We start from the raw sequence: 16,530 nt of genomic DNA, 5'->3' as shown, positions 1-16,530 counted from the left end.
ATGGCGACTTCCTTATGTTAACATCTTCATTTTTCGATGTCAACTAAGTTTTTCAATTTCTTTTTTCGCTTTCTGCCGTTTCGCATCAGCGACGGTTATTAATATATCATGCAGTTTATACATGGTCAATACTTTTTATAAAAAAATTTCACATCCCGTTTATTTCTTTCTTTCATCATTTTAACCAACCCCACTTCTTTTAAATCAAAAATTCGAAATTTTATGTTATATTATTCCTATAGGAGCGTGATGGGAATGGGGATTAAATATTCGAACAAAATCAATAAAATTCGAACCTTTGCATTAAGTTTAGTATTTATCGGACTCTTCATTGCATACTTAGGCGTGTTTTTTCGCGAAAATATTATTATTATGACCATTTTTATGATGGTTGGCTTTTTAGCAGTTATCGCTAGCACCGTCGTTTACTTTTGGATTGGCATGTTATCTACAAAAACCGTACAAATCATTTGCCCAAGTTGTAACAAACCTACCAAAATGCTCGGCCGAGTAGACGCATGTATGCATTGCAATCAACCCTTAACGCTTGATCGTAATTTAGAAGGAAAAGAGTTTGATGAGAGGTATAATAAAAAGAGCTATAAAGCATAAAATGGAGTTTATATAACAAAGAAAGAGGTCGACGGTTACGTCGACCTCTTTCTTTGTTATATATTACGCCTTATGACATTCTGGACATACGCCATAAATTTCTAAACGATGACTATTAATAACAAAGCCGGTTGTTTTCGCAGCTTCATCTTCAAGTTTTTCCAAACCTCCATAAGGAAAATCAACAATCTTACCACATTTTTCACAAATTACATGGTAATGCTGACTTGTAACATAATCAAATCTACTTGAAGCGTCTCCATAAGTTAATTCCTTAACAAGCCCAACTTCTTTAAATACACGTAAGTTATTATAAACCGTTGCAACGCTCATATTTGGAAACTTACCTTCTAACGCTTTATAAATTTCGTCCGCTGTTGGGTGCGTCATAGATTCCACAAGGTACTCTAAAATAGCATGACGCTGTGGAGTAATGCGTACACCCGTATTTTTCAGCATTTCTAGCGCTTCTTTTAATTCTTCTTCGACCACCGTCATGCACCCCGATTCTATACGGATTATTATTTTATAATTCTTATAAAGAGTGTACTCCTTTTCTTGTCAATCGTCAATATTTCTACTATAACTGTGAAGTTTATTTTTCATCTAACCTTATTCTTATGTATATTTGTCCCTCCTTTATACATTTACATAGAAAAAAGTGCGAAATAATCGCACTTGGAATACTATCATCTGAGGAGGTATGCCCTACCCTTTTAATGTATGAAACATCAGCACAAGTGTATAGACATATGCCTCATATTAATTACATCATAATAAATTCCCCTTCAGTTCTTGCTTATGCAGAACCTTAATCTAAATAAGAAAGGATGTCTTCGATATGCCCTTTTACTTTTACTTTACGCCATTCTTTTACTAGTTCACCATCTTTATTAATAAGAAACGTAGATCTTTCAATTCCCATGTATTCTTTTCCGAAATTCTTTTTCAGCTTCCATACATCATATAGTTCCGCCACTTTATGATCTTCATCTACTAAAAGTAAGAATGGCAAATCATGCTTTTCAATAAATTTCAAATGTCTATTCACTGGATCTGGACTTATACCAAGTATAACCGTATCTTTTTCTTGAAATAATCCGTATGCATCTCGGAAATCACACGCTTCTGTTGTACAACCTGGTGTCATATCTTTCGGATAAAAATATAGTGCTACATTTTTCCCGTGAAAGTCCGATAGCTTAACCTGCTTTCCGTTACTTCCTTCTAGTGTAAAATCCGGTGCCATCTCTCCTACTGCGACCATCTTTATCACTCCTTGTCTTTTCCTTCTACTATAACAAATGTTATCTCATTTTTCATTGTCTATCACTGTTCGAACTACGAATGCAAACGGCAGTGTATATCCAATCAACGCTTCAATAATTGCAATCCAGCGTCCGATTCCAACAGGAGTTACATCACCATATCCAACAGATAATAAAGTAACCGCACTAAAATATAAGCATACTTCTACCAGTTGGAAAGAATGGACAGTTAAACTTTCTCCGTCTTCTCTTAAGACGGCAAATCCACTTTCCTCTAATACAACATAACTTAATCCAAATGCGATAAGCACCGTTGTGTAAATTAGAAATAATGAAGTTAGGTTATACAAGGAAAAGAAACGCTTCGAATCTGAGTATGAGCTCCATAATATTTGAATACTCCTTAACACAGCAATGGCTGAAATTAATAAAATAAGTCCCCATAACATGTCCTCCACCTCATCCTATATGTATGAGGACAAAGAATAATTTATCCCACAGTAGATGAAACTTGTATATCCGTCGTTAGTTTCCCGCACCGCGGTATTTCTTCACTCCAAAATTCCAAAACGTGATTGCAATTGTAAAACAAATTACACCAACAAACGGTGTCGCAAACGCATAACTGTTCCATTCTGTCTTTCTAAGAAAATACGCCGCTGGATATACACCAACAAATGCAAATGGTAAGACAAACGTTAAAACAAACCGGATCACACGGTTATAAATATTTACAGGATATCGCCCATAATTCCCAATGTTATACATCAATGGCATAATAGAGCTTTTCGCATCTGACCAAAAGCCGATACTTGCAAGCGTCACAAATATCCCGCCATATACAAGGGCACCTCCAGCTACCATGACCAAGAAAAGAAAGAAATCGTACCAATAAAAGGATAATTGAAGCTGCACTGACGCATATCCCATTACAATAATCCCAGTAACTGCACCAATCAAAGACTCCAGTTCCATTCGCTCTAATATAATTTGGAATAAACTATGAATCGGTCTTGTTAAAACACGATCCATTTCTCCCTTAATAATGTATCGATCATTAAAATCCCATATATTAAAGAAAGCAGAAAAGATAGCAAATGGTACTAAGAAAAAGCCATAAATAAAAATCACTTCTTCTCGACTCCATCCCTTTAATGCTTGTGTATGTCCGAAAACAACAAGAATAAAAATTAAGTTAACAGCTTGGAGTAGTAAATCAGATACTAATCCAACGATAAAATCGCCGCGATACTCTAGTTTAGTTTTTATATATTGGCTTGCATATTGCAAAAACAGTTTTATATACAGCATCTCATCATCCCCCTTGTACAATTAGGCGTTTTCTCGCCGTTTTCCACATCAGCACAATTGGAACAATAAGTACGACTGCCCAAATCATTTGAAATAATAAAGCCTGATACAACTTACTTCCTTGTATTCCTTCAGAGAAAATCATACTCGGAATATAACTGATTGCTTGAAATGGCAAAAACACCATTGCTTTTTGTGCCCATAGAGGATAAAAGCTAATGGGTAGTAATAAACCTGAAAATAAATCAATAACCACACGTTTTGCATACATAATTCCACTATTATTAAATAAGAAAAAAGTAAGCATGCCTGTCATTAAATTAATTTGCGTATTAATAATAAAACTGAAAACTAACGACAGAAAAAAATATAACCACGTTTGAAAATTGGTTGTAATTTGCAATGAGAATAAAAGTGTAACAATGATCATACCGGGAATAGAAAAGAATGCAAAACGGAAGATCCCCTCTCCAAGACCTTGCATAACTTTCATTCCTAAGTAGTTATATGGACGAATTAATTCAACAGCTACACGTCCCTCTTGAATTTCCATCGCAATTTCTCTGTCAATATTATTAAAATAAAAAGCGCGAGCCATCCACGCGATGGCAATGTAGGTTGTCATTTGAGAAATCGATAAACCTTCGATATTCTCTTTCCCACTGTAAATAGCTTGCCATAAAAAATAATACGCTCCGATGTTAATCGTATAAATTAAAATTCCACTATAGTAATTTGTCCGATAAGCAAGCATCATTAAAAAACGAACACGAATCATTTCAATATACTTACCCATGAATCATACCCTCTTCATAAATATTACGGATAATTTCTTCTGTCGACACTTCATTAATTTTTAAATCTTTAATTTGAAAAGCTTGGACTACTTTGGAAATAAGCATAGAAATTATAACTTCTTCATTGGGTATTTTCGCAATCCATGTATATTCTTCTTTCCCTTGTGACCAAACTACATGATTATCCGGCATTAGCATTAATAGTTGTTGATATGAAACTGGTGCTGTAAATTGAAAATGTATTTCTTTTTCTGCTCCCCACTGCGAACGAAGCTTTTCTAATGATCCATCATACATAATGCTTCCTTCATCCAGCATAATGACGCGTTCACATAACGCTTCAATATCAGTAATATCATGTGTTGTTAATAAAATTGTTGTTTTATAACGTTCATTCATTTCCTTTAAAAACTCACGGATTTTTAATTTTACGAGAACGTCTAGCCCAATCGTTGGTTCATCTAAAAATAAAAGCGGTGGATTATGAATTAACGCTGCTGCTAATTCACAACGCATTCGTTGACCAAGCGACAATTTACGCACCGGTTTATCTAGCAATGGTCCAATATCTAGTGTTTCAATGACATGCTCCATATGTTCCTTATACTGCCTATCAGATACACCATACACTTTTTTTAATAAACGAAATGATTCTTGTACCGCAATATCCCACCAAAGCTGTGAACGCTGACCAAATACAACACCAATTGTTTTCACAAACTCTTCTCGCTGTTTATGTGGATTCATGCCATTTACTGTAATTTGACCAGACGTCGGTGTTAAAATTCCGGTTAACATTTTAATTGTCGTTGATTTACCCGCACCATTCTCACCAATATAACCAACCATTTCACCTTGATTTATAGTAAACGAAACATCATTCACTGCTGGCACTATTTTATAATTACGATTTAATAAATCGCGAAACGCACCTTTTAAACCAGAGCGGCTTGAATATGCTGTAAATTCTTTACGTAATCCTTGTACTTCAATTACCGATTTCATAATCGGGCCCCCTTCCTCGATACCACAACGAATAGTTTACCCAACTGCCCTTCCTATCACAAACAATACGTCTTTTTGAAAAACATGTTAGAATAATACATAGATTTTTGTAAGGAGATGAATTGTAGTGAATTTCACAAAATCAGAAGCATTACATAAGGAAGCGTTAGAACATATCGTTGGTGGTGTTAACAGTCCTTCTCGTTCTTTCAAAGCAGTTGGTGGCGGTTCACCTGTTGCAATGGAACGCGGAAAAGGTGCTTATTTTTGGGATGTAGATGGTAACAAATATATCGATTATTTAGCAGCATACGGTCCAATCATTACAGGACACGCTCATCCTCACGTAACAGAAGCAATTAAAACAGCAGCTGAAAATGGTGTTTTATACGGAACACCAACAGCACTAGAAGTAAAATTTGCAAAAATGTTAAAAGAAGCAATGCCTGCTTTAGATAAAGTTCGTTTCGTAAACTCTGGTACGGAATCTGTTATGACAACAATTCGTGTGGCTCGCGCTTATACAGGTCGTACAAAAATTATGAAGTTTGCTGGTTGCTACCACGGTCATTCAGACTTAGTTCTTGTAGCAGCTGGTTCAGGTCCTTCTACTCTTGGTACTCCTGATTCAGCCGGTGTACCCCAAAGTATCGCTCAAGAAGTTATTACCGTTCCATTTAATAACGTAGAGACATTAAAAGAAGCACTCGATAAATGGGGACATGAGGTAGCAGCTATTCTTGTAGAACCAATCGTTGGGAACTTCGGAATTGTCGAACCTAAACCTGGCTTCCTAGAAAAAGTAAATGAGCTTGTTCACGAAGTTGGCGCACTAGTTATTTATGATGAAGTAATCACAGCTTTCCGCTTTATGTACGGCGGTGCTCAAGACTTACTTGGTGTAACACCAGATTTAACAGCACTTGGTAAAATAATTGGCGGAGGTCTTCCAATCGGTGCATATGGTGGTAAAAAAGAAATTATGGAACAAGTTGCACCGCTCGGCCCTGCTTACCAAGCTGGTACAATGGCTGGAAACCCAGCATCTATGGCAGCTGGTATTGCTTGCTTAGAAGTACTGCAACAAAAAGGTGTATACGAAAAATTAGATGAACTTGGAGCAATGCTTGAAAAAGGAATTTTGGAACAAGCTGCAAAACATAGCATCGATATTACAGTAAACCGTCTAAAAGGTGCGTTAACTGTATACTTCACTACAGATACAATTGAAGATTATGACGCTGCTCAAAATACAGATGGAGAAATGTTCGGTAAGTTCTTCAAGCTTATGCTCAACGAAGGAATTAACTTAGCTCCATCTAAGTATGAAGCATGGTTCTTAACAACAGAACATACAAAAGAAGATATCGAATATACAATCGAAGCTGTCGGTAGAGCATTTGCTGCTTTAGCGAACGCATAAGAAAATACATACTCAAAAGAAAAAAATAGAGGCCACCCTCTATTTTTTTCTTTTTTCTATTTCATAAATTACACATCAATAGTATAATTATTCATAATTATCTGTTTTATATTGGGATTCATATTAATTATTCTGTTGTTTATAAGGCAATATACGCCTCGAATAATTAGATTATTCTTAACTTTATAATAGAGGGGGGATTGACGGATGCCTAACAATACAAATAAATGGACACCGTCTTTATTTCGAAATTACGCAAATGCAGAACACGATGCGTGTGGAATCGTTTCCGTTATGGAAAAACAAAATGTTCCAACAAAAGAAAACATCGATCTTTGTATACAATCACTGGTAAAAATGAATCACCGTGCTGGCTTTATTAATGGAGAAGGCGATGGTATTGGTGTTCATATCGACTTACCGAAAGCCCTTTGGAAAGAAAAATTTAAAAATAGTGGATATAATCCAGCGATTGTGGACCATCCCCACTTTATCGTTGGACATTTTTTTCTAAACAAAAAAGAAAATCCTACTCTTTTAAAGAACAGTATTCGTAATAAATTAAACAATAAAAATTTCACCGTTCTCTTCGAAAGTGATGATGTTATAAATTCTGATGCACTTGGTCCTCTTGGCAAACAAGAAGAACCTTTATTTTGGCAAATTGCCATTCTTTCAGAAACAAAAAATGAAGCCATCGATCAAGTACTATTCTCTTTAACAATTGAAATTGAAGAAAATACAGCAATTCATGTTGCTTCATTAAGCCACGACCATGTTGTATACAAAGTTCTTGGCGCTGGCGATACACTTGTTGCCTACTATGATGATTTACGGCATTCACTTATTGCATCAACAATGACACTTGGACATAATCGCTATTCTACAAATACATTATCTAATTTTTTTCGCGTGCAACCATTTAGCATCCTTGGACATAATGGTGAAATTAATACAATTTCCAAGTTACGTGATCAAGCCGAAATGATTGATGTACCACTTACTGCTGGAGGCAGTGATTCTCAAGATTTAAACCGCACCTTAGAAACACTTCTCGTTCACTACAACTACAGTCTATTTGAAGCAATGGATATATTATTTCCACCAATTATTAATGAGATTAAATTATACGAGCCACATATGCAAGATTTATATACGTATATTCGTGAAGCATGGGGACATTTCGCCCAAGGGCCGGCCGGCATTATTTCACGTTATAAAGATGAAGCTGTTTTTAGTGTAGATTCACTTGGTTTGCGACCAGTTTGGAAAGTAGAAACAGAAAGTTCCTATATCTTTTCTTCTGAACCAGGTGTCGTATCACCATCTGAATATGTAGCAGAACCAAAGTCACTTGCTCCCGGAGAAAAAGTAGGTTTGAAGTGGAATAAACAAGGTGCCCTCGTTCTCTACGAATATGAAACATACCAAGAAGAAGTATATAAACGCATGAAACAACGTATTAATTTTTCAGATTATCATTTCAACTTATCTATTCCAGCTATGGAAAAGGTCGAAGGGCTATCTAACCTCTCTCAAGTTGAAACAGAACAATATGTAGCTTTCGGCTGGGATCGCGAGCATATCCAACTTCTTGAACAAATGGCAACAAAAGGTGTTGAACCAATTCGTTCACTCGGCCATGACGCCCCTCTCGCTGCACTTGATACAGACAGACGAAACATTGCCGATTTTATAAAAGAAAGTGTTGCTGTTGTTACAAACCCAGCAATCGATCGCGACCGAGAAATTGAACACTTCTCTACACGCACAGTACTAGGAGAACGTCCTAGCTTGTTTAGTGGTGAGCAGCAAACTTTTGTTACCGAACTTTTGTCACCGATTATACTAGAAGGTAATTTAGCACAATCAATTTCAGAAGATTTAGAAACCATTTCATATGAACAACTTGTAAATCTATTTGCAATTCATAGCACAGTTTACAAGTTATCTGTTACCTTTCCAGCATCAGAAACTTTACAAGATGCATTAAATCGAATTAGTGCCGAAGCTACAGCAGCTATTAAAAAAGGTGCTTCTCTCTTATTACTTGATGATGCAAAAGCTCATCAAAATGAACACTTGTGGATCGATCCACATTTGATTACAGCTAAAGTACATCAAGAACTAACTGAGCACAAATTACGCCGAAAATGCTCCATTGTTATAAGATCCGGCGCTCTCCGTTCTTTACACGATATTGTTACACTGTACGGACTAGGTGCAGATGTTATTAATCCATATTTAATGTTCGCAACCGTAAATGATGGGACAACGATACCAATTTCTAATTTATATAAGGCGCTAAACAAAGGTCTTGAAAAAGTCATTTCAACTATCGGTATCCATGAACTGCGTGGTTACGGCCGTCTCTTCTCTTCAATTGGTTTACACGAAGAAATTGCAAACATACTACAAATTACAAACTTTTTAGGATCACGTACTGTAGCATTTTCACTTGAATCTTTAGCAGAAGACGCTAAAATCCGGGCACTTGATTATAACAACCCAAAAGTTAGAATGCGAAAAACGTTTCATATATTCCCTCGCATTTGGAAAGCAATTGGTGATGTGGCAAAAGGGAATGCTTACGATAATTATCGGGAGAAATTAGCTGAGGTAGAAGATAAGAATCCGATTGCAATTCGTCACCTTGTCCAAATGAAAGAAGCCGAGCAACCAGTGCCGACTGAGCATGTTTCAATTGGTGTAAAAAATCATGACTTGCCGTTTATTATTAGTTCGATGTCATTTGGATCTCAAAATGAAATTGCATTCCGTGCTTATGCAGAGGCAGCAGACCGTCTCAATATGATTAGTTTAAACGGTGAAGGCGGAGAAATTAAAGATATGATTGGTAAATACCCACATACACGCGGCCAACAAATTGCATCAGGACGTTTTGGGGTGAATGCTGAACTGTTAAATTCATCAAATTTAATTGAAATCAAAATTGGTCAAGGAGCAAAACCTGGTGAAGGGGGACATTTGCCTGGATCAAAGGTAACTTCTAAAATTGCAGAAGCTCGTAATGCAACAATTGGTTCGGATTTGATTTCTCCTTCCAATAACCATGATATTTACTCGATTGAAGACTTAGCACAAATGATTACTGAAATTAAAACAGCCAATCAACTTGCAAGAGTCGCGGTCAAAGTTCCAGTTGTCCCTAATATCGGAACGATCGCTGTAGGAATCGCAAAAGCTGGTGCTGATTTTATTAATATTAGCGGCTTTGATGGTGGAACAGGTGCCGCTCGTATTCATGCACTGCAACATGTAGGCCTTCCAGTTGAAATCGGAGTAAAAGCTGCACATAACGCTCTATTAGAAGCAAATATGAGACACAACGTAGAGATTTGGGCAGATGGTGGTATCCGCAGTGTAAATGATGCACTTAAAATTATGCTTCTTGGTGCAAACCGTATTGGATTCGGTACTTTATCCATGATTGCAATCGGTTGTACAACGTGCCGGGGCTGTCACTTAGATACATGCCATGTTGGTATTGCAACACAAATCGAATCCGAAGCGCAGGCAAAAGAACATGGACTACGTCGCTTCGTTCCGCGGCAATTTGAAAATGCTGTAGAAGGTTTATTGCACCTATTTACTACTTTCGGAACAGAACTTAAACGTTTAACAGGTGGACTCGGTTATACGAACTTACAAGAAATTGTTGGTCGCTCTGATTTGCTAGAACAAACGCGAGGCACAGAACTATTAGATTTACAAAATTTATTACAAACATTAGACAGTACATCCTACATGATAACAGGAGCAGCCCAGCAACAACATTATGCAACAACTGATTCTTTCCAATCAAAAGAGCTAGTTGGTGTTGGTGTGGAGCAACGCGTAATGGGTGGTCTTGAATCATGCTACCGAGTCCGCAGTAAATTATATGACAACAATACTCTGGAACCAATTACACTAAAATACACAAATGGTTCCGTTCCTGGAAACGGATTAGGTGCCTACAATAGCGAAAACTTATTTATTCACGTCAATGGTGGTGCACAAGATGGCATCGGAAAAACCTCATTTGGCGGTGGCATTTATATCACAAAAGCAAGAGGAAAAAATGGAACATACTATAACGGTTCTGTCGGAAAAGGATTCGGGTATGGTGCACAAAAAGGAACTTTATATGTGCAAGGTAACGCTGATGCACGTGCTGGCATCCGCTTATCTGGAGCAGATATGATCATCGGGGGAAGAATAACAAAACCACTTCGAGAAAAAGAACACGGGAATCTCGGTGTTCATGCAAATATTAAAGGCTTTGCTTTTGAATATATGACAAACGGTCGCGCACTCGTTCTTGGTGATCCTGGCCCATGGATTTGTGCAGGTATGACTGGTGGTGTCGTTTATTTACGCCATCAACCTAAACTTGGTTTAACAGAAGCTGCTTTGCGAAGAAGAATTGCAAAAGGAGCGAATGTAACATTACGTGAACTTAGCAAAAACGGGGAATCAGACATCACAGAATTATTATTAGACTACGTTCGTGTATTAAATGAGCATAAACAATATGAAGAAGCTGCTCTCTTAACACCATTATTAGAGGACATTCAGTCTCACTTTTATGAAGTCATTCCGAAAAAAGAGCAAGCAGATCCATCTATTTCGACTGAATAATTTCCATTTGCTTAAAATTGACTAAGTGAGCATCACATAGTAATCTATAATAACAATTTGAAAACCTGCTGAAATTCAGCAGGTTTTTTCACTAAAAAAGGAGGATAAAGAGAGCCGAGCAGTTCGAGGCACGGAAGCCAGGAGGATACGGAGTGTAGCTTATACTACATGAGTACCGGACTGGCGACGTAACGAAGAAATGCGACAGCTATCTTTACCGGACTTTTTGAACATCACTAAAATATGGGTTCAAAAAGGAGGATAAAGAGAGCCGAGCAGTTCGAGGCACGAAAGCCAGGAGGATACGGAGTGTAGCTTATACTACATGAGTACCGGACTGGCGACGTAACGAAGAAATGCGACAGCTATCTTTACCGGACTTTTTGAACATCACTAAAATATCACTTGCTAACATATTGTAATGAATGTATAGTATCATGTTGTACATTCATTATGACAAGAGAGAAAGGATATTAAAAAGGGTATGAAACTTGGTGCTCGCATTTTAAAAACGGGTATTGCCATTACATTAGCTTTATTTGCTTGTACTCTGTTCCAATTACCGAGTCCAGTATTTGCGGGGATTTCAGCAATTTTTGCTGTACAGCCATCTGTATACCGCTCGTATTTGACAGCACTCGAACAAATACAAGCAAACGTAATTGGTGCAGTATTCGCTATCGGATTTGCATTTGCTTTTGGACACAATCCTTTTATTATTGGATTAACTTGTATATTAGTTATTGCTCTTACACTACAATTACGTTTAGAAAATACAATATCAATTGCTTTAGTGACGGTTATTGCGATTATGGAATATCAAGGTGCAAACTTCTTTGACTTCGCTCTGCTTCGCTTTGCAACCATTATGGTCGGTATTGTCGCGGCTTCACTTGTAAATTTAATGTTTATGCCGCCAAAATACGAAACAAAACTATATCATCGTATCGTTGATAACACCGAAGAAATTGTGAAATGGATTCGTATGAACAGCAGGCAAGCTTCTGATTTTACAACACTAAAAACAGATATTGATCGTATGAAAGAAAAAATGATTAAATTAAATCATTACTACTTACTTTACAAAGAAGAAAGAATCTATACGAAAAAAGTACAATTTGCAAAAATTCGTAAGCTCGTCTTATTTAGACAAATGTTAGCAACAACGAGTCGTGCATTAAGTACATTAAAAGCATTACATCGCACTGAAAACGAATTACGATATATGCCTGAACCATTTCAAGAATCCATTCAAAATGAATTAGATTCATTAACACACTATCATGAACAAGTTTTGTTAAAATTTATTGGCAAAGCGAAAAAACAACAGTCTGTTGAGATGCTTGATGAGGTAGAAACTGGTAAGCAGGAATTAATCGATATATTTATGGACTATCAAAATAAAGATGATGAAGAATCCTATAAAATATGGTTACATCTCTTCCCTCTTATTTCTTCAATTATTAATTACAGTGAAGAAGTTGAACATTTAGATTTACTTGTAGATAGTTTTTATACGTATCACAAACCAGAAGACGAACTACAAATTGATGAAAAAAAAGAAGATGAATGAAAAAACAGCCCCTTTACGCCAAAGGGGCTGTTTCTTCTATATGTTGAATTTGATATAAATTATAATAAAATCCTCGTTTTTGCATTAATTGTTCATGAGAACCCTTTTCTTTTATTTCACCATCTTCGATATATATGATCGTATCCACATGTGTAATAGTTGCCAATCTATGAGCAATGATTATTGTTGTACGGTCCGCAGCTAATGTTTGAAGAGCCTCTTGAATATGTCTTTCGTTCTCTAAGTCTAAAGCCGATGTTGCTTCGTCTAATATAAGTAAAGAAGGATTTTTCAAGAAGACACGTGCAATCGCTACACGCTGTCTTTGTCCACCAGACAGCTTTACGCCTCTTTCTCCCACAACTGTATCGTATCCATCTGGTAGATTCATAATAAAATTATGAATCTGCGCTGCTTTTGCAGCCGCAATAACTTCCTCTTTCGGTGCTTTCGGATTTCCATATAAAATATTAGATTGAATTGTATCACTAAATAACAGATTATCTTGCAAGACAATACCGATATGACTACGTAAATTTCTTACATTATAATCTCTCACATTCACACCATCTACATAAATCGCACCGCTAGAAACATCATAAAATCTTGGAATTAAACTAGCTAAGGATGACTTTCCACCTCCACTCGCTCCAACGAGGGCAATCTTTTCTCCAGAACGAATTGAGAAAGAAAGGTCATGTAGTACATCTTTTTCATCAGTATTATACCGAAAAGAAACTTGATCAAATACAATTTCACCCGAAAGCCTTTTTGGTAAAATTGCGTTTGGAGTATTTACAATATCATACTTTTCATCTAACAACTCAAACACTCGATCCATTGATGCAAATGATTGCGTGAGTGTTGTAGAAGAGTTAACAAGGCGGCGCAATGGACTATATAAACTATCCATATAGCCAACAAAAGCAACCATCGTTCCAAGTGTTAAAGAGCCTTGAATCACTTCATATGCCGCAAACGCAATAACAAGTAACGGTCCTAAATCCGTTAACGTATTCACTGTAGAAAATGTCCGTGCTGTCCAGCTTGTATGTGTTAATGCTTTTGTTAAAAAATCATTATTTTTCTTTTCAAACTGCCCTTTTTCATACTCTTCTAATGCAAAACTACGCGTCACTTGCATCCCTTGGATACGCTCATGTAAATAACCTTGCATCGTTGCCAATGCTTGTGAACGCTCTCTCGTTAATTTACGAAGACGCCCGAAAAAATATTTCACTGCAACTGCATAAATCGGCAAAATTAACAATGCAACAAGCGTTAATTTTATATTCATAGAAAACATAACTACAATTGCAATAAAAATTGTAGCTGTATCAAGCCAGACATTCATAAGTCCTGTAATAACAAAATCCTTCGTCTGCTCTACATCATGAATCACACGCGAAATAATTTCACCTGTTTTTGTATTTGAATAGTAGCGTAAACTTAACTTTTGCAGATGCCCAAAAATATGTTTTCGTAAGTCGTAAAGTACTGTATTACCAATACGCTGTGCAAAATATTGACGATAATATTCAACAGGTGGTCTCAGTACACCAAAAATAAAAAAGGCAATCCCGATTGCTGTTATCAATTGTGATGTTTTTTCCTGAAGTGATCCACTGCCTTGAATAACATCATCAATAATATACTTTAATAGCCACGGCATAATAAGCGGAATACCAAACTTAATAAGTCCGATAATAATTGTAATTGTAATAAGCCACCGGTACGGTTTTACAAATTGTAAATATCTTTTTATTCCCTGCATATACTTCCCCCTTTACTAGAACAAACCTGCTGGGAATTCCCCTGCAGGTTTGTTCTAGTCCCTATACATTAAATACCGTTCATACCACATATCAACAAAATCTGGCGCAAAAGGTCCTTTTCTTTGATGAATCCACTGTGTTAAATACTCCACATTCCGCTTTAGAATCGTATCAATTACTGGTGGATAATTCATCATCTGACTATGCTTTTCGTACTCATCTTCATCTAAAAGCGTATATGTCATATCTGGATATACCTTAATATCCAAATCATAATCAATATACTTTAATGCTTCAGAATCATATGCAAATGGAGAACTTAAATTACAATAGTAGTATACTCCCTCTTCTCTTAACATACCGATTACATTAAACCAATAATTTGAATGAAAATAACAAATTGCAGGCTCACGCGTAATCCATGTCCGGCCATCTGATTCGGTTACTACAGTCCGGTCATTTGCACCAATTACAAGACTTTGTGTTCCTTTTAAAATTGTAGTCTCTTCCCACATTCTATGAATGGAGCCATTATGTTTATAACTATGTATTTGTACTTTTTCTCCTTCTTTGGGAAATCCCATACGTTCTCCCTTCTTTCACTGTGAATGCTCTTCTAAAGTTGTCCCAACTAGTATCGTTTCTTTTAAAAACGTATTGAGCCGAATTCACTTTTTTTCTATTATAACTTTTTTGTCAAAATTTTAAAACTAAACCGACACAATCCAACTTTCGTAAACACTAACGAATTACTCTTCCTTGACAAATCATGTTGCGACAAAAAGCCCTTCTTCATAAATTTAAAAAGGGCTTTTCCAACTAAAGCATCCGGATACATCACTTCTTTAGTTAGAAATTATTTTTTCAGTTTCAAAAGAGTGAATCACTTCATTTGTTTGTTGCTCAAATTTTTCATGCAAAAGCTTCAATGCTTGTTCCGTTTTGTGTATTTCTTGACGAATAAAATGCAACTCTTTTTTATCGTCTTTTTTTTGTTCACTTGTTTCGATCTGTTGGTACTTCTCTAAATGTGCTTGTAATTTCAACAACTCATCCATTGTTTGCAATTGCTCTCCTACCAACTTATCAAATGAATTCATCATTTACCCCCTGTTTTCAATAAATTCCCATCACCTATTCATACAGGTTACATCGCTACTAAATATTTTCTAATGTCCTATCCCCTTCTCCTTTGACTACATTTGTTGACTTATTAGAAGTTATGTCGGCTCTCTCAATAAAATTTTTAAAGCAATCGAATTGAATAACATTAGACCTTTACTAGTAAAATTCTTTGTTTCGTAATCCATTACCAAACAAAGAAAACACTTCTCTTGAATCGAGAAGTGTTTTTCTTTGTTATTGATTCGTGCTAGAAGATTGTGATTTTTTTGCTGCTGATTGTGCATTTTGTTGTTTCACTGCTTGTACATCTGTGTCAGTTGCAAACTCTGTACCATAGCTAGCATTTGCACTTTGAACACCAGCGCTAGAAGCCTGTGATTTTTTTGCTGCTGATTGTGCATTTTGTTGTTTCACTGCTTGTACATCTGTGTCAGTTGCAAACTCTGTACCATAGCTAGCATTTGCACTTTGAACACCAGCGCTAGAAGCCTGTGATTTTTTCGCTTCTGATTGTGCATTTTGTTGTTTTACTGCTTGTACGTTTGTCTCAGTCGCAAACTCTGTGCCGTAGCTAGCATTTGTACTTTGAATGCTAGCACCAGAAGTTGCTTTGTTATAACCTTGTTGTTTTTTACTCATCTTTCTCACCTCCACAATCAATAATGTAACCAACCCTTTCAAAAGATATCCGCAATTTTATTTTTTAATTTACGCATACATCTCCCTAGGCTCATTCAAACTACATATGATGGAGGTGTACACATGTATGTTGGACGCGATATGACAGAACTATCTATGATTTCGAAAGAAGAATGGAAACAAGATGAATTAGCTTATTTTCACCATTCCTTGCAACAAATCATGCCTTATTTAAACGTAGAAGGCCAAACGATTTACAAAGAAATTATAAAAGAGATCGAATCTCGAGGTGGTCTTCAAAGAAGCGACGCGGATTGGACGCACGGTACAAAAGTTTCTTATGACTAAAAAACGTGTT

15 protein-coding genes are annotated in these 16,530 nt (G+C 36.4%); 5 read left to right on the top strand and 10 right to left on the bottom strand.

Going from position 1 to position 16,530, the window contains the following annotated elements:
- Positions 1-255 precede the first annotated feature (255 nt).
- Positions 256-612 carry a YgzB family protein gene (locus ACM6HU_RS02760; protein ID WP_016113001.1) on the top strand — a complete coding sequence of 119 codons (357 nt, stop codon included), beginning with the start codon at positions 256-258 and terminating at the stop codon, positions 610-612.
- Between the two features lie 63 nt (positions 613-675).
- Here ACM6HU_RS02760 and perR read toward each other — a convergent pair whose 3' ends face one another.
- From perR to ACM6HU_RS02730, 6 genes are all read right to left on the bottom strand, one after another.
- Positions 676-1,104 carry a peroxide-responsive transcriptional repressor PerR gene (gene perR, locus ACM6HU_RS02755; RefSeq protein WP_170927936.1) on the bottom strand — a complete coding sequence of 143 codons (429 nt, stop codon included), beginning with the start codon at positions 1,102-1,104 and terminating at the stop codon, positions 676-678.
- A gap of 319 nt (positions 1,105-1,423) precedes the next feature.
- Complete coding sequence (gene bcp / locus ACM6HU_RS02750; protein ID WP_016112999.1) at positions 1,424-1,879, bottom strand: thioredoxin-dependent thiol peroxidase; 456 nt, start codon at positions 1,877-1,879, stop codon at positions 1,424-1,426.
- Positions 1,880-1,924: 45 nt separating this feature from the next.
- The gene (locus ACM6HU_RS02745; protein ID WP_016112998.1) at positions 1,925-2,329 is read right to left on the bottom strand and encodes a potassium channel family protein; all 405 of its coding nucleotides are present in this window, start codon (positions 2,327-2,329) and stop codon (positions 1,925-1,927) included.
- Between the two features lie 76 nt (positions 2,330-2,405).
- Positions 2,406-3,191, bottom strand: coding sequence for an ABC transporter permease (locus ACM6HU_RS02740; RefSeq protein WP_016112997.1), 786 nt, complete (start codon positions 3,189-3,191; stop codon positions 2,406-2,408).
- Positions 3,192-3,195: 4 nt separating this feature from the next.
- The gene (locus ACM6HU_RS02735) at positions 3,196-3,987 is read right to left on the bottom strand and encodes an ABC transporter permease (protein WP_016112996.1); all 792 of its coding nucleotides are present in this window, start codon (positions 3,985-3,987) and stop codon (positions 3,196-3,198) included.
- Positions 3,980-4,993: an ATP-binding cassette domain-containing protein gene (locus ACM6HU_RS02730; protein ID WP_016112995.1), complete on the bottom strand. Its 1,014-nt coding sequence runs from the start codon at positions 4,991-4,993 to the stop codon at positions 3,980-3,982. The genes ACM6HU_RS02735 and ACM6HU_RS02730 overlap by 8 nt, the downstream gene beginning before the upstream one ends.
- Before the next feature lie 127 nt (positions 4,994-5,120).
- On the opposite strand from ACM6HU_RS02730, the gene hemL reads away from it, so the two are divergent.
- The 3 genes from hemL (at position 5,121) to ACM6HU_RS02715 (ending at position 12,633) form a co-directional block, all read left to right on the top strand.
- The gene (gene hemL / locus ACM6HU_RS02725) at positions 5,121-6,416 is read left to right on the top strand and encodes a glutamate-1-semialdehyde-2,1-aminomutase (RefSeq protein ID WP_016112994.1); all 1,296 of its coding nucleotides are present in this window, start codon (positions 5,121-5,123) and stop codon (positions 6,414-6,416) included.
- 207 nt (positions 6,417-6,623) lie between these two features.
- A complete protein-coding gene (locus ACM6HU_RS02720) occupies positions 6,624-11,060 on the top strand; it encodes a glutamate synthase-related protein (protein ID WP_016132534.1) in 4,437 nt (1,478 codons plus the stop codon).
- A 484-nt stretch (positions 11,061-11,544) separates the two neighbouring features.
- Positions 11,545-12,633, top strand: a complete 1,089-nt coding sequence (locus tag ACM6HU_RS02715) for an aromatic acid exporter family protein (protein ID WP_016112992.1) — start codon at positions 11,545-11,547, stop codon at positions 12,631-12,633.
- Between the two features lie 13 nt (positions 12,634-12,646).
- Here the strand turns inward: ACM6HU_RS02715 and ACM6HU_RS02710 are convergent, their stop codons facing one another.
- The 4 genes from ACM6HU_RS02710 to ACM6HU_RS02695 all read right to left on the bottom strand — a co-directional run bounded on the left by ACM6HU_RS02710 (position 12,647) and on the right by ACM6HU_RS02695 (position 16,172).
- Positions 12,647-14,407, bottom strand: a complete 1,761-nt coding sequence (locus ACM6HU_RS02710) for an ABC transporter ATP-binding protein (RefSeq protein ID WP_016132532.1) — start codon at positions 14,405-14,407, stop codon at positions 12,647-12,649.
- Positions 14,408-14,461: 54 nt separating this feature from the next.
- A complete protein-coding gene (locus tag ACM6HU_RS02705) occupies positions 14,462-14,992 on the bottom strand; it encodes a DUF402 domain-containing protein (protein WP_016112990.1) in 531 nt (176 codons plus the stop codon).
- Between the two features lie 261 nt (positions 14,993-15,253).
- Positions 15,254-15,508: a YgaB family protein gene (locus tag ACM6HU_RS02700; protein ID WP_016112989.1), complete on the bottom strand. Its 255-nt coding sequence runs from the start codon at positions 15,506-15,508 to the stop codon at positions 15,254-15,256.
- Between the two features lie 259 nt (positions 15,509-15,767).
- Entirely contained in the window at positions 15,768-16,172 is a 405-nt protein-coding gene (locus ACM6HU_RS02695) for a gamma-type small acid-soluble spore protein (protein ID WP_255851469.1), read from the bottom strand.
- Between the two features lie 123 nt (positions 16,173-16,295).
- Between ACM6HU_RS02695 and ACM6HU_RS02690 the strand changes: the two genes are divergently transcribed.
- Positions 16,296-16,520, top strand: a complete 225-nt coding sequence (locus ACM6HU_RS02690; RefSeq protein ID WP_016112987.1) for a hypothetical protein — start codon at positions 16,296-16,298, stop codon at positions 16,518-16,520.
- Positions 16,521-16,530: the final 10 nt, after the last annotated feature.

The sequence above is a fragment of the Bacillus sp. IT-79MI2 genome, from assembly GCF_949768135.1.
Classification (GTDB): domain Bacteria; phylum Bacillota; class Bacilli; order Bacillales; family Bacillaceae_G; genus Bacillus_A; species Bacillus_A pseudomycoides.
The sequence above is the reverse complement of the archived record's forward strand: the minus strand, read 5'-3'. Positions and strand labels throughout refer to the sequence as shown.

Excerpts from the sequence above, each read along its gene's own strand:
- ACM6HU_RS02760 (WP_016113001.1), top strand. The coding sequence starts at position 256 with ATGGGGATTAAATATTCGAACAAAATCAATAAAATTCGAACCTTTGCA.
- bcp (WP_016112999.1), bottom strand. The coding sequence starts at position 1,879 with ATGGTCGCAGTAGGAGAGATGGCACCGGATTTTACACTAGAAGGAAGT.
- ACM6HU_RS02745 (WP_016112998.1), bottom strand. The coding sequence starts at position 2,329 with ATGTTATGGGGACTTATTTTATTAATTTCAGCCATTGCTGTGTTAAGG.
- ACM6HU_RS02740 (WP_016112997.1), bottom strand. The coding sequence starts at position 3,191 with ATGCTGTATATAAAACTGTTTTTGCAATATGCAAGCCAATATATAAAA.
- ACM6HU_RS02735 (WP_016112996.1), bottom strand. The coding sequence starts at position 3,987 with ATGGGTAAGTATATTGAAATGATTCGTGTTCGTTTTTTAATGATGCTT.
- ACM6HU_RS02730 (WP_016112995.1), bottom strand. The coding sequence starts at position 4,993 with ATGAAATCGGTAATTGAAGTACAAGGATTACGTAAAGAATTTACAGCA.
- ACM6HU_RS02720 (WP_016132534.1), top strand. The coding sequence starts at position 6,624 with ATGCCTAACAATACAAATAAATGGACACCGTCTTTATTTCGAAATTAC.
- ACM6HU_RS02715 (WP_016112992.1), top strand. The coding sequence starts at position 11,545 with ATGAAACTTGGTGCTCGCATTTTAAAAACGGGTATTGCCATTACATTA.
- ACM6HU_RS02710 (WP_016132532.1), bottom strand. The coding sequence starts at position 14,407 with ATGCAGGGAATAAAAAGATATTTACAATTTGTAAAACCGTACCGGTGG.
- ACM6HU_RS02705 (WP_016112990.1), bottom strand. The coding sequence starts at position 14,992 with ATGGGATTTCCCAAAGAAGGAGAAAAAGTACAAATACATAGTTATAAA.
- ACM6HU_RS02700 (WP_016112989.1), bottom strand. The coding sequence starts at position 15,508 with ATGAATTCATTTGATAAGTTGGTAGGAGAGCAATTGCAAACAATGGAT.
- ACM6HU_RS02695 (WP_255851469.1), bottom strand. The coding sequence starts at position 16,172 with ATGAGTAAAAAACAACAAGGTTATAACAAAGCAACTTCTGGTGCTAGC.
- ACM6HU_RS02690 (WP_016112987.1), top strand. The coding sequence starts at position 16,296 with ATGTATGTTGGACGCGATATGACAGAACTATCTATGATTTCGAAAGAA.